This is a genomic window from Chryseobacterium formosum (genome assembly GCF_026460885.1).
Taxonomy (GTDB): Bacteria; Bacteroidota; Bacteroidia; order Flavobacteriales; family Weeksellaceae; genus Chryseobacterium; species Chryseobacterium formosus.
In genome coordinates this window covers 175,158-193,585 of the sequence record NZ_JAOVZW010000010.1, presented here as the reverse complement: position 1 = coordinate 193,585, position 18,428 = coordinate 175,158, and the positions used below count along the sequence as shown (strand labels likewise).

Annotated in this window: 18 protein-coding genes and 1 pseudogene; 9 read left to right on the top strand and 10 right to left on the bottom strand. The window is 33.7% G+C overall.

Going from position 1 to position 18,428, the window contains the following annotated elements:
• Positions 1 to 43: 43 nt before the first annotated feature.
• Positions 44 to 1,060 (bottom strand): M23 family metallopeptidase, encoded by a 1,017-nt coding sequence (locus OF897_RS09660; RefSeq protein ID WP_267265484.1) that lies wholly within the window; start codon positions 1,058 to 1,060, stop codon positions 44 to 46.
• A gap of 223 nt (positions 1,061 to 1,283) precedes the next feature.
• Between OF897_RS09660 and OF897_RS09655 the strand changes: the two genes are divergently transcribed.
• Both OF897_RS09655 and OF897_RS21675 read left to right on the top strand, forming a co-directional pair.
• A complete protein-coding gene (locus OF897_RS09655) occupies positions 1,284 to 2,324 on the top strand; it encodes an NAD(P)H-dependent glycerol-3-phosphate dehydrogenase (protein ID WP_267265483.1) in 1,041 nt (346 codons plus the stop codon).
• Between the two features lie 94 nt (positions 2,325 to 2,418).
• Positions 2,419 to 2,715: pseudogene (locus OF897_RS21675) on the top strand (helix-turn-helix transcriptional regulator); the annotation flags it as partial.
• A gap of 317 nt (positions 2,716 to 3,032) precedes the next feature.
• Here the strand turns inward: OF897_RS21675 and OF897_RS09650 are convergent.
• The 4 genes from OF897_RS09650 to OF897_RS09635 form a co-directional block, all read right to left on the bottom strand.
• Positions 3,033 to 3,542: a hypothetical protein gene (locus tag OF897_RS09650; RefSeq protein ID WP_267265482.1), complete on the bottom strand. Its 510-nt coding sequence runs from the start codon at positions 3,540 to 3,542 to the stop codon at positions 3,033 to 3,035.
• A gap of 3 nt (positions 3,543 to 3,545) precedes the next feature.
• Positions 3,546 to 4,040 carry a hypothetical protein gene (locus tag OF897_RS09645; RefSeq protein ID WP_267265481.1) on the bottom strand — a complete coding sequence of 165 codons (495 nt, stop codon included), beginning with the start codon at positions 4,038 to 4,040 and terminating at the stop codon, positions 3,546 to 3,548.
• 17 nt (positions 4,041 to 4,057) lie between these two features.
• A complete protein-coding gene (locus OF897_RS09640; RefSeq protein ID WP_267265480.1) occupies positions 4,058 to 4,972 on the bottom strand; it encodes a hypothetical protein in 915 nt (304 codons plus the stop codon).
• A gap of 70 nt (positions 4,973 to 5,042) precedes the next feature.
• Positions 5,043 to 5,666, bottom strand: a complete 624-nt coding sequence (locus tag OF897_RS09635; protein WP_267265479.1) for a hypothetical protein — start codon at positions 5,664 to 5,666, stop codon at positions 5,043 to 5,045.
• A 197-nt stretch (positions 5,667 to 5,863) separates the two neighbouring features.
• Here OF897_RS09635 and mqo point away from each other — a divergent pair, with 197 nt between their 5' ends.
• The 5 genes from mqo (at position 5,864) to OF897_RS09610 (ending at position 9,849) form a co-directional block, all read left to right on the top strand.
• Positions 5,864 to 7,369 (top strand): malate dehydrogenase (quinone), encoded by a 1,506-nt coding sequence (gene mqo / locus OF897_RS09630; RefSeq protein WP_267265478.1) that lies wholly within the window; start codon positions 5,864 to 5,866, stop codon positions 7,367 to 7,369.
• Between the two features lie 75 nt (positions 7,370 to 7,444).
• Entirely contained in the window at positions 7,445 to 7,837 is a 393-nt protein-coding gene (locus tag OF897_RS09625; RefSeq protein ID WP_267265477.1) for a hypothetical protein, read from the top strand.
• A 17-nt stretch (positions 7,838 to 7,854) separates the two neighbouring features.
• Positions 7,855 to 8,484 (top strand): DUF1684 domain-containing protein, encoded by a 630-nt coding sequence (locus OF897_RS09620; RefSeq protein WP_267265476.1) that lies wholly within the window; start codon positions 7,855 to 7,857, stop codon positions 8,482 to 8,484.
• 3 nt (positions 8,485 to 8,487) lie between these two features.
• On the top strand, positions 8,488 to 8,973 hold the full coding sequence (locus OF897_RS09615; RefSeq protein WP_267265475.1) for a GNAT family N-acetyltransferase: 486 nt from the start codon (positions 8,488 to 8,490) through the stop codon (positions 8,971 to 8,973).
• 66 nt (positions 8,974 to 9,039) lie between these two features.
• Complete coding sequence (locus OF897_RS09610) at positions 9,040 to 9,849, top strand: glucose 1-dehydrogenase (RefSeq protein ID WP_267265474.1); 810 nt, start codon at positions 9,040 to 9,042, stop codon at positions 9,847 to 9,849.
• A gap of 1 nt (position 9,850) precedes the next feature.
• Here OF897_RS09610 and recO read toward each other — a convergent pair whose 3' ends face one another.
• The 4 genes from recO to OF897_RS09590 are packed head-to-tail and all read right to left on the bottom strand — an operon-like array spanning position 9,851 to position 14,506.
• The gene (recO, locus tag OF897_RS09605) at positions 9,851 to 10,537 is read right to left on the bottom strand and encodes a DNA repair protein RecO (RefSeq protein WP_267265473.1); all 687 of its coding nucleotides are present in this window, start codon (positions 10,535 to 10,537) and stop codon (positions 9,851 to 9,853) included.
• Complete coding sequence (gene porZ, locus OF897_RS09600; protein ID WP_267265472.1) at positions 10,537 to 12,792, bottom strand: type IX secretion system anionic LPS delivery protein PorZ; 2,256 nt, start codon at positions 12,790 to 12,792, stop codon at positions 10,537 to 10,539. Before porZ ends, recO begins: the two co-directional genes overlap by 1 nt.
• An 8-nt stretch (positions 12,793 to 12,800) precedes the next feature.
• Positions 12,801 to 13,751 (bottom strand): bifunctional metallophosphatase/5'-nucleotidase, encoded by a 951-nt coding sequence (locus OF897_RS09595; protein ID WP_267265471.1) that lies wholly within the window; start codon positions 13,749 to 13,751, stop codon positions 12,801 to 12,803.
• Positions 13,751 to 14,506 (bottom strand): 5'-nucleotidase C-terminal domain-containing protein, encoded by a 756-nt coding sequence (locus tag OF897_RS09590; RefSeq protein ID WP_267265470.1) that lies wholly within the window; start codon positions 14,504 to 14,506, stop codon positions 13,751 to 13,753. The genes OF897_RS09595 and OF897_RS09590 overlap by 1 nt, the downstream gene beginning before the upstream one ends.
• A 107-nt stretch (positions 14,507 to 14,613) precedes the next feature.
• Between OF897_RS09590 and dapA the strand changes: the two genes are divergently transcribed.
• Positions 14,614 to 15,486 carry a 4-hydroxy-tetrahydrodipicolinate synthase gene (gene dapA, locus OF897_RS09585; protein WP_267265469.1) on the top strand — a complete coding sequence of 291 codons (873 nt, stop codon included), beginning with the start codon at positions 14,614 to 14,616 and terminating at the stop codon, positions 15,484 to 15,486.
• A gap of 243 nt (positions 15,487 to 15,729) precedes the next feature.
• The gene (locus OF897_RS09580) at positions 15,730 to 16,227 is read left to right on the top strand and encodes a GNAT family N-acetyltransferase (RefSeq protein WP_267265468.1); all 498 of its coding nucleotides are present in this window, start codon (positions 15,730 to 15,732) and stop codon (positions 16,225 to 16,227) included.
• A gap of 101 nt (positions 16,228 to 16,328) precedes the next feature.
• Here the strand turns inward: OF897_RS09580 and recG are convergent, their stop codons facing one another.
• Positions 16,329 to 18,413 carry an ATP-dependent DNA helicase RecG gene (recG, locus tag OF897_RS09575; protein WP_267265489.1) on the bottom strand — a complete coding sequence of 695 codons (2,085 nt, stop codon included), beginning with the start codon at positions 18,411 to 18,413 and terminating at the stop codon, positions 16,329 to 16,331.
• Between the last annotated feature and the right edge of the window lie 15 nt (positions 18,414 to 18,428).

Here is an 18,428-nt window from a genome sequence, read left to right as displayed (position 1 = left end):
CCCCCCCCCCCCCCCCCCCCGAAACTTTTTACTAACAATTAAATTATAAATTCATAAATAATTTAGGATTCACAGGCGCATTATTTTTATGCACTTCATAATGCAAATGCGGTCCTGTAGAACGTCCTGAGTTTCCTGATTTTGCGATAACTTGCCCAACTTTCACTTTCTCATTGGTTTTTGCTACCAATTGTGAAAGATGTCCGTAAAGCGTAGCTAATCCATTTCCGTGAGAAATGATTACACAATTTCCATAACCGCCTTTCTGTCCTGAAAAAATTACAGTTCCGGCTGCAGTGGCAACAACATCAGATCCGAAAGCTACTGCAATATCCAAACCTTTGTGAAACTGCATTTGATCTGCTTCTGCAGGAGCATTGTTCTTTTCGGTTGGAACTTTAGACGCCACTGCATTTTTTGCAGTTGAATTTACCGGAGCAGCAACTGGTGTACTCGCAGTTTTTGGAGTCACCATTACTTTTACTTCTCTTTTATTTCCGTAGCTGTCTGTTACTTCAATGATTTTTTCTACCGGTACAGCTTTTACTTCAGACTTCGGAGTTGCAGCTACAACATTTGTATTTGATTCTGCAATTGGTTTTACAGAAGCAAAAACCGTTTTAAAAGGAATAGGATTTTTTCTGATTCCGAAATTTGATGAAATATAACCTTCAGTCGGCATTCCCAAAGGAACCTGCATTAGTTTTTGCTGAAGATTCATCAGATATTCACTGTATCTGTTTGATTGTTTTGCCAGATAAATTGAGTTTGAGATACTGTCGTTATCAAGAACCATTAGTTTTTCGTTCTTAATATCTTTTGATTTCAAAAAAGAATTGAGTTGTGAAACTGTTTGATCTACTAAACCTAGATCTGTTTTCATTTTCAGATAATCAACGCTGTCTTTTTCTGTATTGATTTTTACCAAATTTACTTCATAGTTTCTGTTATCTTTTTCCGAAAACAATTTGGCAATGAAAATACTTTGTGCAAAAACGACAAGTGAAAGTCCGCCAATTAGGACTGTTACTTTCTTTTTGCTTCCTAAAAATTTCTTCATTTTTCTTTCTCTTAGAATTTAAAAAAGGTTTTAAGGGTGCAAATCTAGTTAAAAATAAACTTTTGGCATTATTCTTAACGAAAATTTATAAATACTTCTATTAAACGGTGTTTTAATTATTTAATTGTGTGAGAATGTTAAATTTTAAGAATTAGGTTAATAATTTGATGGCATAATTTCTGATATTTCTTTGTTTTAATATATTTGCACATCAATTTCAATTATGGCGAAAAAGAAAATCAACTCAGATTCTTCAACTACAAAAAACACCAAAAATGATGTCACAGTTGGCGTTGTAGGTAGCGGAAGTTTTGCAACGGCAATCGTAAAAATGCTTGTTGAAAATTGCAAAACCGTACATTGGTGCGTTAGAAATGAGTTTGTGAAAGGAGCAATTGAACTTCGAGGACACAATCCTACCTATTTGACTGCGGTAAATTTTAATCTTAAAAATTTAAAACTGACAACAGATGTTAACGAGCTCGTTACGGCTTGTGATATTGTTGTTTTGGCGACACCATCTATTTATCTTTCAGATACTTTAGATAAAATGAATTGTGATTATAAAGATAAAATTTTCGTTTCTGCAATTAAAGGGATTATTCCTAAAGTAAACGATGTGGTTGCACATTATCTGAAAGAAGAATTCCAGATAGGTTTTAGAAATCAGGCGGTTATTGCAGGACCTTGTCACGCAGAAGAGGTTGCGATGGAAAGACTTTCTTATCTTACAGTTGCAACTGTGGAAGATGAGACTTCTCAGAAATTGGTCGATATTTTTAATTCTGATTTTATTAAAGTACATTCAAGTAAAGACATTCTGGGAAATGAATACAGTGCGATTCTTAAAAATATCTTTGCCATAGGAGCCGGAATTGCAAGCGGTTTAGGCTATGGAGATAACTTTACGGCAGTTTTTGTTTCGAATGCCATTCGTGAGATGGAAATTTTCCTTGAAGCCATTTATGAAGCACCGAGAGATGTCAACGAAAGTGCTTATTTAGGGGATTTACTCGTTACGGCATATTCATTATTCTCAAGAAACAGAAATTTAGGTAATCTTATTGGAAAAGGATATACTGTAAAATCAGCTATTCAGTCGATGAATATGATTGCAGAAGGATATTACGCAGCAGATTCCATTTATAAAACATCCAAAGATAAAGGCTTAAAACTTCCCATCATTGATACCATTTACGGAATTTTGTATGAAGGAAAGAATGCCGAAAAGCAATTTAAAAAATTGACGACTAAGCTGAATTAAACGCTTGATTAGTAAAACAGGAATGATTATATTTGATAAAAATAAAAACCAATGAGCATAGGTAACAATATCAGGAGAATGAGAACAATCTAAAAAATCTCAGCAGGAAATTGCAGATTTACTAGGTGTAGAACGAAATACATATGCTAATTGGGAAAACGAAACAAATGATATAAAATCTGATTACCTTCCTAAGCTTTCTAAAATCTTCAACGTAGAAATTCAGGATTTGTTCGAAGATAAAGAGAGGATAAATATTGTTAATAATTCTACAAATTATGATAGTTCTAGTGGTGGTAACAGTTTTGTGATAAATATTTCAGATAAAGACTCTGCCGAAAAACTCGTGATACTGGTAGAGAAGTTGCTAGAAAAACTAAATAAAGAATAACAAAAAACCGAAGATTTTTCTTCGGTTTTTTGTTTATGAATGATAAGATATTTTACTTACTATTATCAAAGGTGCAAAAGCTAAGTAAGGAAAAATAAATTCCTCGCCAGTAATTTTAAACTCCTTACCGAGCATTCATCAAAATACAGGCGAGAACTTTGGTAACTCCCCGCCTGCATTTTCCAAAAGCTCCCGTGGATTTACACAAATCCACGGGAGCTTTTGGTATAATCGTCGAAAGGATTTTGGAATAAGCATTAGATCAAACTAAAAAACCGCAGAGAGTTTTGTGGGTTTTTAGTTGAATAGTAAGATTATTATCTTTTTTCAATAAAAATACTTATTTCAAACTGTTGTTTAACCGGAATCTGGAACAGTCTTGCCGACGACCAATGATTCAATTCTTTAAGTTTAAAAATATCTTCTATTTGCTTTTTACTGCTCTCGTCGGAATATTTTAAAAATTCTATGGCTTCAAGAGTGTTAGTTTTGCCAATTGTTACTCTGATAAGATTTTCTCCTTCTTTCGAATCTTTAGAAACTTTGAATTTTTTATAGATTAATTCTCTGAATAATGTAACACCTCCTCTGAACTCTGTATGATTTTCTGAGTCAAAACATATCCATGCGCCACTTTTTTCTTTATCTATTGTTTTCTGAGTTTTCTTTAAATCTAGTTTTACACTATCTATTTTTATGGAATCTTCTTTAGATGCTATAAATTTTACATTCTCTAAAGTTGAAAGAAAATGCACAAATCTTTTTTTTCTGACATTACAGCTTGTGAGTGCACTGAGCATTATAATAAAGAAAAGTAATTTTTTCATCTCTTATTTACCTTGCCAATCTATATTATCATACCCGTTAATACCAACGAATTTTATTTTTTCAATTTTCATGTTAGCGAAAAACTGCACAAAAGTGTTATTCCATTGTCCTTGATTTTGCAATACCATATTTTTTATTTGATTAGGAATTTCGTGTTCAAAAGTGATCGATATCCATGGGTATTGATATTTATTTTGTGTTGCAATAGACCACATATCTGAATCTTCAAAAAATAAATCTAAAATAAAATATTCACTGCTCGGATCTATTTTTGTTCCATAACTTAAGCTTACCACATTTACATTTTTAGTTAAAAGTTCATTATAAAAGGTTGAGAAATTGTGCCCATAAAATTGCGTTTTATTTACAGCAATTGTATTAAGTGTTGGAACTACCCCGTTGTAGAATGCAATATAATCATTATTTGTTTGAGCTTTATAGCTATTAAGTTGTAAAAAAAGTATTACTATAAAAAGTATTTTAAAAAAATTATTCATAATATATATATTAAGTGTTAAGGACATTTTGAAACTTTTACTCCTTCTTTTACAATACCACCACTAGCAGGAATTGTAATTTTTTGAATATTAACGACAATTTTTTTTAAGTCTCCATTTAGATCGGTTTTAGCAATATTTATACCTGCACTGAGTTTTTCAAGAATATATGCCATAGCAATAGCATTAGCATCATAATCTTCACCAGCACTGTTTTCTGATCTTCCCTCAGAATAATGCTTTACAGCTTTGTAAAATTCTAATCCTAATGGACTATCTCTTCTGATAGAGTGTTGTAATTCATCATAATTTTCACTTCTAGGAAACTGTCCAAGAAAAGCAATTGCAGCATCTCTATCGCTAACAATTAATGCATAGTTTTCCGGTACTCCAAAGTAGTTACCATATACATACCTATATTTAAAGTTAGCATTTGTAAGTAACGCTTTTAACATTTCGTAAAGATCTCCACCAGAAGGTTTACCTGGAGCCCCTGCATGAGAGTGCCCATCACCAATGAAAATGTTTGGTACTTGCACTGGAGGAGCGCTTGATTCAAATTTAGTCCCCTCTTTTGCTATTGACGCATCATATGTGCCATCAGGTTTTTGTTCAACAGCAACAGCCCACTCATTAGCAGCCTGAGTTTTCCCTTTCAAAATCGAATCCATTTTAGTATGTACAGTAGGATTTTTCAAAATATTATTGGCAGCAGTGATGGATGCTTTTGTTTTTCTGCAGGGATCAACAGTAGGTAAAGGCAAATTCGGATCTGTAGGCATCCCAACAATACAGCCATTCAGGTCTACAATTCCCACTTGTGTAGGATCTGTGGCTATTTGTATGCATGGTTCAGGGGTGCTGTTATCAGGGCAATCCGGGCATTCACCACCACCTCCTCCACCTCCGTTAATAGGAGTTGGTGTAGGCATGATTGTCGCAGGCTGTTCTCCAAAGCAATCATAAGTAACAATTGATGCCCAATAAGCTCTGTCATTACCTTCAAGCGGACAGCCTTGCCTCTCCCGGCATATGATGTTCAGGGCCGGTACATGAAACAGGAATTGAATAGTAATGCGGAATACACATTTGTTTTTGATTGAGCGAAGAAAGATTAATATTAGCCAATTCGGTTACCTGCTCTTTATTTTTGTAATCTACATATTGCCTATTTGCTATTTTCGTTTTATCTGCTTCTGTAAGATTGAGTGCAATATGGAAAACTCTGTAGCTGCCATCCGCCTGAGGAGCCATTAAAAGGTTTTCTACCGGAGAATTGGGAGCAGCATTGTCTCTAATAACACTAAAAGTATAAGTATGAAAATCGGGGCCGTTTTCCATATAGATCACGTTATCAGTGTCAATATTGATTCCGTTTCCTACATTTACGAGTTTTCCATGAATATTCAACTTTTGTTTCTCTACTTCTTTTTCCGCTTTTTGCAGTTCGAGTAAAAGTTTGGCTTTGTGCTTCGCATCATTTAAAGAAATCCTTTTCGAGGTAAGCTGGAATTTTGAGCTGTTACTGTAGGTTTCGTTTTCGGGAAACTGGTCTGTTCTACATGAGAACATAGAGAAACCGACCACAAGAATCAGGCAGAGCCTGAGAAATAAATTTTTCTTCATAGATCATTTGTTTTTAAAGGGTTAAAAATATAAAAATTTTATTACTTAGCAAATATGTGTATTCTTTTAGAAATTAATAGCATTACTTTTTTAGCAAATTTTGCATTTAAAATAAAGCAAATTCAAAGAGTTAAAAATCATTAAACATTCCTGTTAATCTAAAACTTTTCCCGAAATTAGTATAAAATTTCATAGAAATGCCACATAGAATTACGAATAGAACTCCAAAGCCAAAATATGATGTTGTGCTTATCGGAGGTGGAATTATGAGTGTTACTTTAGCCACTTTACTTCACGAATTTGATCCTAATTTAGATATTGCTATTTTCGAAAGGCTTGGAAGATTTGCCAAAGAAAGTACCGCAGCTTGGAATAACGCCGGAACAGGGCATTCCGCATTTTGTGAACTCAATTATACTCCCGAAAAAGAAGACGGAACGGTAGATATTTCAAAGGCTGAAAAAATTGCCGAACAATTTGAAATTTCAAAACAGTTTTGGTCTTATTTAATTGATAAAAAATATATTCAAAATCCACAGGAATTTATTAATTCTTGCGCTCACATGAGTTTGGTTTTTGGCGAAAAAGATGCAGGATATCTTCAGAAAAGGCATGAAGCGATGAAAAATTCACCATTGTTTTCAGATATGGAATTTTCAAATGACCATGATAAACTAAGAGAATGGATTCCTTTGGTAATGAGCAAAAGAAATCAATCTGAAGTTTTAGCTGCCACAAAAATGGATTTAGGAACTGATGTAAATTTCGGAACTCTCACAAGAAAAATGGGACGCCATCTTTTGGAAGATTCTCACGTGGAAGTTTTCCTGTATCACGAGGTAAAAGACATCGACCCAAGAGAAGACGGAAAATGGGAAATGAAAGTGAAAGACCGTATTAACAGACATAAACAGGAGGTTGTAGCCGATTTTGTTTTCATCGGAGCGGGAGGTTATGCATTGCCGTTATTGGACAGTTCGGATATTAAAGAAAGTGAGGGTTACGGCGGTTTTCCGGTTTCTGGAGAATGGTTGGTAACGCACAATCAGGAATTGGTAGAGCAACATCAGGCGAAAGTTTATACTCAGGCAACCGTTGATGCGCCTCCAATGTCGGTTCCACATTTGGATTTAAGAATTATTGATGGTCAAAAAGCATTACTTTTCGGACCTTTTGCAGGTTTTTCCACTAAATTTTTGAAAGAAGGAAGTTATCTTGATTTACCTGAAAGTGTAAATACAAAAAATCTTCGTTCATTATTTGGAGCTTGGTGGCACAATATTCCGCTGACGAAATATTTGGTGCAGCAGGTTGCGATGACAAAAGCTCAGAGAATTCAACATTTAAGAGAGTTTGTAAAAGATGCGAAAGAAGAAGATTGGGAATTGAAAGTTGCGGGACAACGTGTTCAGATTATCAAAAAAGACGATAAGTTAGGCGGAAAATTAGAATTCGGAACTGAAGTCGTTGTAAACGATAAAGGAACAATTGCTTCTCTTTTAGGAGCTTCTCCAGGAGCTTCCACTGCAGTTTTTGCGATGTTAAATGTTTTGGAAAAATGTTTCCCTGAAAAACTTCACGGTGAATGGAAAGATAAATTATTAGAAATGATTCCGTCTTATGGTCAAAAATTATCTGAAAATCCTGAACTCACCAAGCAAGTGAGAGCAAACAGCAAAGAAAAATTAGAACTTAAACATTAAAACATTGGTAATAAGTAATGAGCAATAAGTAATATATTTGTATTAAAATTTCTTATTACCAATTACTGATATTAGATGGACGTACTTACAAAACCTATTATTGCACAGGAAATCTTAGAATCTCTTCAGACAAAAATTGAAGAAGAGAAACAGGTGATTGTGCATTGCTGTTTTCCGGCGTCACCGTTTTTAGGGAATTTAATTAGAATTTGGAATACAACAGTGCTTATTGATCAGAATTCTTCTCATAAAAGCAAATTGATTCATGCTGAAAATATCAGTATTTTTCCAAACTGGACTCCCGTTCCTTTTATGAAAGATTTTTGGTTTACCTTGGTTTTTTCAGGTTTGCCGAAAGATTGTAAAAGCTTTGATTTTAAAGAAGAAATCCCCGAAGAAGGCGGATTTTTTGTGAAATCAATCAAAAGAAATTCATCTGATATTTATAGAATTAAAATTTCAGAGTAAATTTAATTTAAACTAAAATGAAGAAAATTATATTGATTCTTTTGGCTGTTTTTCCATTGTTTATGTTTTCTCAAAAGAAAAAAACAGGTAATTCAAAAGAAATTAAAGAAATTGAAAAGTTTCAAGTTGATTTAAATAAAGAATATCTCGATAAAAAAGAAACACCTTTACGTGGAGATAATTATACAAATTTCAAGCAACATCCATTCTTTCCAATCGATTTGAAATATCGTGTAACTGCGAAATTTGTTAAAAATGAAAACCCTGAACCTTTTGATTTACCAACTTCTTCAGGAAAATCAAAATCTTACCAGGAATTTGGTAAAGCCACATTTTTATTAGACGGAAAATCTTATACTTTAACGATTTATCAAAGTTTAGATTTAATGAAAATGGAAAAGTATAAAGACCATCTTTTTCTTCCGTTCCGTGACGAAACCAATCAAAAAGAAACCTACGGCGGCGGAAAATATATGGATTTAACAATCCCGAAAAGCAATACGATTGTGCTGGATTTTAATCAGTCGTATCAACCTTTCTGCGCTTATAATGCCTATGATTACAATTGCCCGATTGTTCCGGAAGAAAATAAACTTCCAGTGGAAATAAGAGCAGGAGTAATGTACGACGATATTTATCATCATTAAATTATGGTAGAATTACAATTTTTTGAACCAAAAGATTTATCTGAATTAAATTATAACTTAGATGAAATTCAGGCGCAATATTCATCTTTGCCTAAACAAGCTTTGGAAAGAATTGAAGCAAGAAATCAAAACGAAGACTTTTTTGCTTATCCGATTACAATTTTTTATAATGAAAAGGTAGCGGGATTTTGTGTTTTAGATTTTGGTGATGATAAACTTCAGCTGACGGATAATGCTGATGCTGTTTTGCTTCGTTCTTTGTCAATAAATCCTGATTTTCAGGGAAAAGGAATCGGGAAATCTGCCATGATTGCAATGGATGATTTTGTTAAGCAACATGATAAAGATTGTAATGAAATAGTTTTATCCGTCAATGAAAGAAATGATTTGGCTTTTCAAATTTACTTAAAACAAGGATACGTTTATAATGGCAAAAAAATAGACGGTAGAAGTGGACCGCAGTTTGTGATGTCAAAAATTTTAGATTAAATTAAAATTAAACAATAAGTTTGGCGTGATACTTTCAATTGATTTTAAACATCATAAAATCAAAATATGGAAGTTTCATTAAGAAATCAAGTCGCCATTATTACAGGTGCATCAAGCGGAATCGGAACCGGAATTGCAAAATCTATCGCTTCAGCCGGAGCAACGGTCATTATCAATCATTCATCTGAAAAATCTACAGATGAAGCCCAAAAAGTTTTAGACGAAATTCAGGAAAACGATGGAAACGGAATGGTTTACCAATGCGATGTTTCCAAAGAAGATGAGGTTGTGAAAATGTTTGCAGACGTAATTTCTACTTACGGAACGGTTGATATTTTAATTAATAATGCAGGAATTCAAAAAGATGCTAAATTTATCGATATGACAGTCGAAGAATGGGATGCTGTAATGGGAGTAAATCTTCGTGGACAGTTTTTATGCTCGAGAGAAGCCGTCAAAGAATTTCTCCGCCGTGGAATTGATAAAACACGCTCTATTGCCTGCGGAAAAATTATTCACATCAGTTCGGTTCACGAAATTATTCCTTGGGCAGGTCATGCGAATTATGCGGCAAGTAAAGGGGCAATAAAAATGCTGATGCAAACTTTAGCTCAGGAACATGGTGCAGATAAAATTCGTGTGAATTCTATTTGTCCGGGAGCAATTCAAACCCCAATTAATAAAGATGCGTGGGAAACTCCTGAAGCGATGAATGATTTGATGAAATTGATTCCGTACAACCGAATCGGTCAACCTGAAGATGTTGGAAATCTGGTGGCTTTCTTGGCGAGTGATTTGGCTGATTATATTTCAGGAACCAGTATTTTTATCGATGGCGGAATGACGAGTCTTGAAAGTTTCTCAAACGGTGGATAATCTATTCAAAAATCTGCTGAATAATTTCAAGTGAATTGGGCGTTTTGAAATCCGTGATGTGATAATGATAATAAACCAGTAAACTGTCTAAAAAGTTTTTCCTTAAAACCTGTGGAATTTTAATTTCATAAGGATTTGACGACGATAAAATCAATTTCCAAAGCATCGAGTTTTCGCTGTCAAAAAAGTGATGAGTTCCAAGATTGGAAAAAGTTCCGGTTTCAGGATCAAGATAATTTCCGTCTCCTAAAAGTGGCGCTACACCCTGAATTTTTAAAATTTTAATAAAAAAAATAAGATGTGAACGATAATTTTCCAAACTCAATTGGTGAATAAACTCATCGATTGCATTAAATATTGCCAGATTTTTATTTTCATGTCTCAAAACCTGATTCAGAAAATCTGCAATAAAAAATATCACTGTATTGGCTTTAATATCTGTGTAGACATCATTTATTTCCACCATTTCAAATTTTGAAACAGTTTGAATTCCAGTACTTCTGCCTGAGTTAACTGAAAAATTGAGTTTATTCAGTGGCAGTAAAAAAGCTTTTTTCTTGTTCTTTTTGCTGTAAATTCCTTTCAAAAAATACGTTTGAAAACCATCTTCTTCGGTAAAACAATGAAGAACCGCATCGTTTTCGCCATATTTTATAAATGAGAGTAAAAATCCGTTTTGAGAAGTCATTAATTCACTACCGCTATTTTCGCTGTAGCTTTATCTGAACCGTCTTCATTGGTCATTAAAACAAAATAAATTCCTGAAGCAACTCTTTTTCCTTTTTGGTTATTAAGATTCCATTCGTAATATCCGGTTCTTGCAATCGCAGAATGCACAAGATTACCTGCAGCATCGGTAATTCTAATATTTGTTTTTTCAGCTAAACCTTTAATTGTAACATTCCCTTTAAACTGAGAATAAACGACAGGATTCGGATATACTAAAACGTTCCCGAAATTTGAAGTTACATCTGCAACATTTCCTTGGTAGGTTACAATCCCATCAAAAGTTACAAAATAAACTTTTCCTGTTTTCTTATCTACTTTAATATCTGTTACAGTATTGGTCGGAAGAGGAGAGTTGTCTTTTGTAAAATGCATTATGGTTTGTTCTCCTGAAGCTGATAGATAATAAACACCACCATCTTCTACAGATACCCATTTTTGATTTCCACCATCAACTTCGATATGTAAAATAGCAGAATCTCTGAAAAGTTCTTCAGCAAGATTACCTTGTTCTATAACAATAGGTTCTAACTGTGGATCATTTTTTACTTCACTTGCAGCATTTGGAAGAATCCTTAATCCGGTTTGAGCACCAATCCAAGCGTCACCTGATTTATCCATAGCAAAAGAAATTGAGGCATCTGGAAGACCATTCGACTGATCTAGTAAATATTGGGTGTCATCAGAAAGACTTGCTGTCTTCTTTGTGTCATACACTAGGAAATTAGTTGTTCTAGGTATAGGAATCCAAAGTAAATCATTACTAAATACGGGAAATTGTACTCCTGCACTTGTATTGAGGTCTTTCAATAAAAAACTGTCTGTAGTTCTGTCATAAAATGCTAAAGCTGCTGATGGACTAGAATAAGCAATTGTTGCAAAAAGATTATTTTGGTCGTCCGAAGTAAAACCTACAGGTCTTTTATTATATCCATCCGGTGCTCCTAAATCGTAACGTTTTACAAAATCAAAGTTCTTAGAGGTGTTATTGTATTTCATTTTGTAAATACCGTGTCCTCCATATGGTGATGTAAAATAATTAGTAAAAAATACATCAGAAGTATTTGCGGGATCTGGAAAAGCATCAATGACATTGAAGTTTGTAGTACTACCTACGAAAATTGAAGGATAAACCCATTCTGTACCTGTGAAATAATAAAATCCTGGGTTTTTTGGGTTCGCTTGTGATTCATTATAACCATTTGCTCTTACTCCAGTAGAAACTAAAAGTTGATTCTCATTAAATAATCTAATTTTATAAGCATAATTGAAATACGGACCATCAGGTTTATAAACAACATTGTCTTCAGTTTTTACTCCTGAAAGCACAGTTCCGCCATAAACTTTCGAGCCAATTGTTGTGGCTGTATTGCATTCTTCTCCTACTGTAGCGGTTCCTGTGGGGTTTCCGTTTGTATTGTAAGTGTAAATTCTTGCGCCATCAGTAACAATAATATTACTTGAATTGACAACAACATCTTTAATACCTCCAAAAGTTTGAGTTATCGGAGTTATTACACCATTATTGTAAACATAAGCAGTATTTGCAGATGAAAAGGATAAAGTAGATTCAGAATCAATATCGATGAAATTTCCTGCCATTTCTGTCGTCCATGTTGAAAATACAGGGAAAGTAGTATTCAATTCATGAGTTTTTAGTCCTGTATTGGTTACAGAAAAAACTTTATTTCCTAAAATAGTTGCCTCGTTACTTGCTTGGAAAACTCCTCCGGTGATAAAAAATGCAGAATCACCAAATTCTTTCTTTTTTAAATCGAAAATAGAAACGCCATAACCTACGGAAACAGCAGCTCTGTCTCCTGTTATAGAAATATGATTGATTTTTTTGCTTCCATTATAACCAGTTGCAATTGGAATATCCACAACATAAACCACACCTTGTGGTGTAATTACATCTAAAGATCCGTTTTGATAACCCACCAAACCAATTTTTGTCTGCGGATTATAGTCAAAAGCTGAAATCTTCACATCGTGAAGCCCATTTGCTTTTGAAAGTTTGGTGATTTCTCCTGTGGAAATTGTATAATAAAAAATCCCGTTTTCTGTGGCAGCAACGATTTTTCCGTTATCTTCTTTCATCGCCAAAACGTTGTTGTAAGAAAACAAGTCTGCCCATTTTTTTGAAGAAATATTCTGCGCATTTACAAATTGTAAAGCTGCGAAAATACCAAAAGAAAGTAGTGAGATTTTTTTCATATTATCTATTATGCTATTATACTGCTGTCAATTGCCTGATTGTTCCAGGAAATCTGTTTTACGTTTTTATTTGAATCAAAAAAGAAATCTATTCTGCCTAAAAGAAGTCCGGCCCAACCAACTTGGTTTACCAAAACTTTTTTACCTTGTCTGTTAGTGAAAGTTTCAGGTTCGGGCATAAAAGTATGCGTGTGACCACCTAAAATGATGTCAATATTTTCAGTTTGAGCGGCTAACATTTTATCACTAATTTTATCAGGCTCACCTTTGTAAGCATATCCAATGTGTGAAAGGCAAATAACCAAGTCACATTTCTCTTCATTTTTTAAAAAGTTTGAATAATGCTGTGCAATATCAATCGGATTGTTCCAAATAGTTTCACCGTATTGTTTTTTTCCAACTAAACCTTCAAGCTGAATTCCCACTGCGAAAATTCCTACTTTGATTCCGTTTTTGTTGAAAATTTTATATTGTGAAGTTTTTCCGTCTAAAATAGTATTTTTAAAGTCGTAATTCGAACAGATAAATGGAAATTTAGCATTGGGTAACACTTTTAAAAATCCATCCAAACCATTGTCAAAATCATGATTTCCCATTGTGGAAGCATCATATTTCATCATCGACATCAGTTTAAACTCCAGTTCGCCTCCAAAAAAATTAAAATATGGGGTTCCCTGAAAAATATCTCCAGAATCCAGCAATAAAACATTACTTTCTTCACTCCTGATTTTCTGAATTAAAGTAGCTCTTCTCGCAAAACCACCTTGGTTCGGGTTTTTTGTATAACTTGAATCAAAAGGTTCAATTCTACTGTGTTGATCATTGGTATGAAGAATCGTAAGTTTGGTTGCGGGTTTAAAAGAATTTAGATTTAATTCTTCTGCCATCAACAAATTGGGAGCTAAAGACATGGCTAAAGTTCCACCTGTTATCGTTTTTAAAAATTTTTTTCTATTCATTATTTCTTCCCAATAAAATTTAAACGAACCTCTTCTTTAGGATTGATTTCAGCATTTTTTTTGAAATAATCAATAAATAAATCTCTTAATTTAATTCCTGTAGGAATGGATTCTCCTTTGCTGAAAAATTTCATATTGTCACCTCCTAAAGCCAAATAATCGGAAGTTGCCACATAATAATCTTGGTTCGGATTTACCGGCTTTCCGTTGATTAAAGTTTTAGCAACCTGCTTGTTTTGAGTTTCAATGTATAAATGAGACACAGGATTATTCGTTTCATTATTTGCGTAATAATCAAAAAGTCCCTGTAAATCTGAACCTTTAAATTTTACAATAATCACTTCATTTTCGAAAGGCATTACTTCAAACACATTTTTCAGCATGATATCTCCTTTCCCGATTGTAGTACGGATTCCTCCAATGTTAATCAAAGCGGCATCTACATTTTTGTTCAGATTTGCTTTTGCCCAAACATCAGCTCCTTCGAATGTAAAGTCGGCTAAAAGATTTCCCAAATTACTATTATCGCCCTCTTTTGTTAAATCTACCTGAGTATGAGAGATTTTCTGATTCATCTCTTTATTGAGTTTCAACGTGTAAGGTTCGATAAATTTGGCAAATTCCTCGTCATTCTTCAGCTCATTATTAATGGAAATGTTTTTTTGAGTTTCCACATTGGCTACCTGTAACGAAGTCGTTTTGCAGGCAGTAAGCGAAATCAAAGCAATTCCTAGTAATAAGAATTTATTTTGCATAATATCTTTTAGTATATGCAAATATAATTATATGTATAATAAAACATCAGTAATTATTATAAATTCTTATCTTAAATTATTAAATTTGGAGAAAATAATTTTAACAGATGAGCATTTTAAAAGGAGTTGGTGTAGCATTGGTTACGCCCTTTAATGAAGATTTATCCGTTGATTTTGACAGTTTAACAAAACTTGTTGAGTACAATATCGAAAACGGAACCAATTATTTAGTTGTTTTGGGAACTACAGCAGAAGCTGCAACACTTTCAGCTGAAGAGAAGAAACAGGTTGTAGATCACATCATTAAGGTAAATAATAAACGTCTTCCATTGGTTTTAGGAATCGGTGGGAATAATACGCTTGAAGTTAAAAAACAGATTGAAGAAACAGATCTTTCAGATTTCACGGCTGTTTTATCGGTTTCTCCTTATTACAACAAACCTAATCAGGAAGGGCTTTACCAACATTATAAAATGTTGGCTTCTACCGGAAAAAATATTATTATTTACAACGTTCCGTCAAGAACCGGACAAAATGTTGAGGCAGAAACGACTTTACGTTTAGCAAATGAATTTCCAAATTTATTTTTAATCAAAGAAGCTGCGCCAAATATTCTTCAGTATTTTGATATTTTAAGAAAAAAGCCTGAAGGTTTCAACTTAGTTTCAGGAGATGATGAATATACGCTTCCTGTAACTTTAGCGGGTGGAGCAGGAGTGATTTCTGTTATCGGACAAGGTTATCCGAAAGAATTTTCAACAATGGTTCAATTGGCTTTTGATAAAAAAGTAGATGAAGCTTACAAAATTCACAACAAATTGGTTGAAATCACAAGATTGATTTTTGCTGAAGGAAATCCTTGCGGAATTAAAGTAGTTTTAGCAGAAAAAGGTTTGATTAAAAATTATCTGAGACTTCCTTTAGTTCCTGCTTCAGAAGGACTTTATGCGAAGATTAAGGCTGAAATGGCGAAAATTTAATATTTTAAAACTGATTTAATAACTTAGTTTGTCATGCTGAAAGCATCTAAACAACTTAGTCTAGGTTCCTACGGAATGACAAACTTTGTGTTCAATCTATAATATAATATTTGAGAGTGAAAGGTATATACTTTTCACTTTTTTAATCTCAAGCCTTTGCTGAATGAAACGCCTTTGCGAACGAAAAATATGCATTTGGTTTTAAATAAAATAGCGGACTTAGCGTTAAAATAAATATCAAATATGAAATTAATCAAAGCAACAGAAAAAGATATTCCCTTAATTCAGGATTTAGCTAAAAGATCTTGGGAAAATGCTTACACAGAAATTCTTTCGGAAGAGCAGATGAAATATATGCTAGAAACCATGTATTCGAAAGCCGAAATTTCAACACATCTGAAAAATTCGAACTATCATTATTATCTTGTTTTTGATGAAAATTCAAATGAATACGACGGTTTTATCGGTTTTGAAAATCACTACGAAGACAATACAACCAAGCTTCACCGTATTTATCTTGTTCCGGAAAGCAAAGGAAAAGGTTTAGGTAAAAAAACGCTTGAGTTTTTAAATGAAAAAGTGAAAGAAAATGGAGATAACAGGATTATTTTAAATGTCAATAAACACAATTCAGCGAAAAAATTCTACGAATCTCAAGGCTATAAAGTGTATGATGAAGGCGTTTTTGATATTGGGAACGGATATGTGATGGATGATTATTTGATGGAGAAATCGCTATAATCCATAATTATCAAACATCGTGTTTGTCATGCTGTAAGCATCTCTACAAAGTCTGTTTAGATTCCTACGGAACGACAAAATTGGGTTGAAAGGATAAATAGTTATGAAATTTTACTCCACTTATTCTTTCCTTTATAATTCTGCAGATAATAATTCTTAATAGTTTGATGCTCATTTCGTGACAGATGCGGGTCGGTTTCAAGGATTTTTTCGACTAAACTTTTTGTAGTTTTAATGATCTGCGCATCGTTTACCAAATCAAGTCTTTTAAAATCAACTACACCACTTTGCTGAGTTCCCAAAATATCTCCCGGACCACGCAACTGCATATCAACTTCGGAAATTTTGAAGCCGTCATTGGTTTCCACCATTGTTTTAATTCGGGTTCTGCTGTCACTCGATAATTTATCTGAAGTCATCAAAATACAATAGCTCTGTTCAGCACCTCTTCCAACACGACCCCTCAACTGATGAAGTTGTGATAATCCAAATCTTTCAGAGCTTTCAATTACCATTACAGAAGCATTTGGAACATTTACGCCAACTTCAATTACGGTTGTAGCAACCATAATTTGCGATTGTCCGGATGCGAAATAATTCATGGCAGCATCTTTTTCGGCAGGTTTCATTTTTCCGTGAAGCATCGTTACATTGTAATTTGAAAAATTATCCATCACGCTCTCCAAACCCTCCATCAGATTTTTGTAATCTAAAGTTTCAGATTCTTCAATTAAGGGATAAACGAAATAAATTTGTCTCCCCTTTCTTATTTCTTCATGACAGAAGTGATACACATAAGCTCTGTCTTTTTCTCTTCGATGCGCAGTGATAATTGCTTTTCTTCCAACCGGCATTTCATCAATGACCGAAACATCGAGGTCAGAATAAAAACTCATTGCTAAAGTTCTCGGAATCGGCGTTGCTGTCATTACCAAAATATGGGGTGGAATTTTATTTTTAGCCCAAAGTTTAGCTCTTTGAGCAACACCAAACCGATGTTGTTCATCGATAATAGCCAATCCAAGATTTTTAAATTTCACTTTATCTTCCAAAACAGCGTGAGTTCCTATTAAAATCGAAAGTTCACCATTTTCAAGTTCTTCATGAATGATTTTTCTGGCGGAAGCTTTTACCGAACCCGTCAAAAGACTGACTTTAATTTCAGTGTCTTTTAATAAATCTTTAATTCCGTTGTAATGTTGTTGAGCGAGAATTTCCGTAGGAGCCATTAAACAGCTTTGAAAGCCATTATCTAAAGCAATCAACATTGTTAATAAAGCAACCATTGTTTTTCCGGAACCAACATCGCCCTGCAAAAGTCGGTTCATTTGAATGGGCTTTTTCATATCCATTCTGATTTCTTTCAAAACTCTTTTTTGAGCGCCTGTCAAATCAAAAGGAAGATGATTTTCATAAAATCCTGTAAAAAAATCACCTACAATCGGGAACGGATTTCCAATCGATTGTGTTTTATGATGAAGTTTTTTTAAGGCATAACCTAACTGAAAAAAGAAGGATTCTTCAAATTTCAATCTGTTATCTGCTTTTTCGAAATGTTGCTGGTCCTTCGGGAAATGAATATTCAGAAAAGTCTGTTGTCTCGACAGAAATTGATAATGTTTCATCATATATTCAGGGAAATTTTCCTGAATCATATTTGGGATTTCTCTGCAGATATTTCTTAAAACATTTTGAAAAAACTTCTGGTTTAAACCTCTCTTGCTGAGTTTTTCTGAACTTGAATAAATGGGTTTTAGCCTTGTTTCGGTTTCCTTATCTTCTTCAGATTCAATCTCCGGATGAGGCATCGAAAATTGGTTGTTAAAAACATTAATCTTCCCGAAAATAAAAACTTCCCGATTGACCGGAATTTGTTCTTTTAACCATTTTGAATACTGAAACCAAACCAAATCCATCGTTCCGGTGTGGTCATTAAATTTTGCCGAAAGCCTTTTTGTTTTTCCGTTTTGAATTTCTTGGATGGAGGTGATTTTTCCTTTCAGTTGAACTTCAATACTTGTTTCCTGAAGTGTTGAGACTGTGAGAATTTTACTTTTATCTAAATATCGAATCGGATAAAAATTAAGGAAATCTTCAACCACAGAAATTCCCAACACATTTTTGATGAGTTTGGAACGTTCGGAACCAATTCCTTTTACGAATTCTATGGGAGTTTCTAAAGTCAGAATTTAAATTTTTGA

Excerpts from the sequence above, each read along its gene's own strand:
- OF897_RS09615 (WP_267265475.1), top strand. The coding sequence starts at position 8,488 with ATGGTAGAATTACAATTTTTTGAACCAAAAGATTTATCTGAATTAAAT.
- mqo (WP_267265478.1), top strand. The coding sequence starts at position 5,864 with ATGCCACATAGAATTACGAATAGAACTCCAAAGCCAAAATATGATGTT.
- OF897_RS09590 (WP_267265470.1), bottom strand. The coding sequence starts at position 14,506 with ATGCAAAATAAATTCTTATTACTAGGAATTGCTTTGATTTCGCTTACT.
- OF897_RS09580 (WP_267265468.1), top strand. The coding sequence starts at position 15,730 with ATGAAATTAATCAAAGCAACAGAAAAAGATATTCCCTTAATTCAGGAT.
- OF897_RS09640 (WP_267265480.1), bottom strand. The coding sequence starts at position 4,972 with ATGCCTACACCAACTCCTATTAACGGAGGTGGAGGAGGTGGTGGTGAA.
- OF897_RS09645 (WP_267265481.1), bottom strand. The coding sequence starts at position 4,040 with ATGAATAATTTTTTTAAAATACTTTTTATAGTAATACTTTTTTTACAA.
- OF897_RS09620 (WP_267265476.1), top strand. The coding sequence starts at position 7,855 with ATGAAGAAAATTATATTGATTCTTTTGGCTGTTTTTCCATTGTTTATG.
- OF897_RS09650 (WP_267265482.1), bottom strand. The coding sequence starts at position 3,542 with ATGAAAAAATTACTTTTCTTTATTATAATGCTCAGTGCACTCACAAGC.
- OF897_RS09660 (WP_267265484.1), bottom strand. The coding sequence starts at position 1,060 with ATGAAGAAATTTTTAGGAAGCAAAAAGAAAGTAACAGTCCTAATTGGC.
- OF897_RS09595 (WP_267265471.1), bottom strand. The coding sequence starts at position 13,751 with ATGAATAGAAAAAAATTTTTAAAAACGATAACAGGTGGAACTTTAGCC.
- dapA (WP_267265469.1), top strand. The coding sequence starts at position 14,614 with ATGAGCATTTTAAAAGGAGTTGGTGTAGCATTGGTTACGCCCTTTAAT.
- recO (WP_267265473.1), bottom strand. The coding sequence starts at position 10,537 with ATGACTTCTCAAAACGGATTTTTACTCTCATTTATAAAATATGGCGAA.
- OF897_RS09655 (WP_267265483.1), top strand. The coding sequence starts at position 1,284 with ATGGCGAAAAAGAAAATCAACTCAGATTCTTCAACTACAAAAAACACC.
- OF897_RS09635 (WP_267265479.1), bottom strand. The coding sequence starts at position 5,666 with ATGAAGAAAAATTTATTTCTCAGGCTCTGCCTGATTCTTGTGGTCGGT.
- OF897_RS09625 (WP_267265477.1), top strand. The coding sequence starts at position 7,445 with ATGGACGTACTTACAAAACCTATTATTGCACAGGAAATCTTAGAATCT.
- OF897_RS09610 (WP_267265474.1), top strand. The coding sequence starts at position 9,040 with ATGGAAGTTTCATTAAGAAATCAAGTCGCCATTATTACAGGTGCATCA.
- porZ (WP_267265472.1), bottom strand. The coding sequence starts at position 12,792 with ATGAAAAAAATCTCACTACTTTCTTTTGGTATTTTCGCAGCTTTACAA.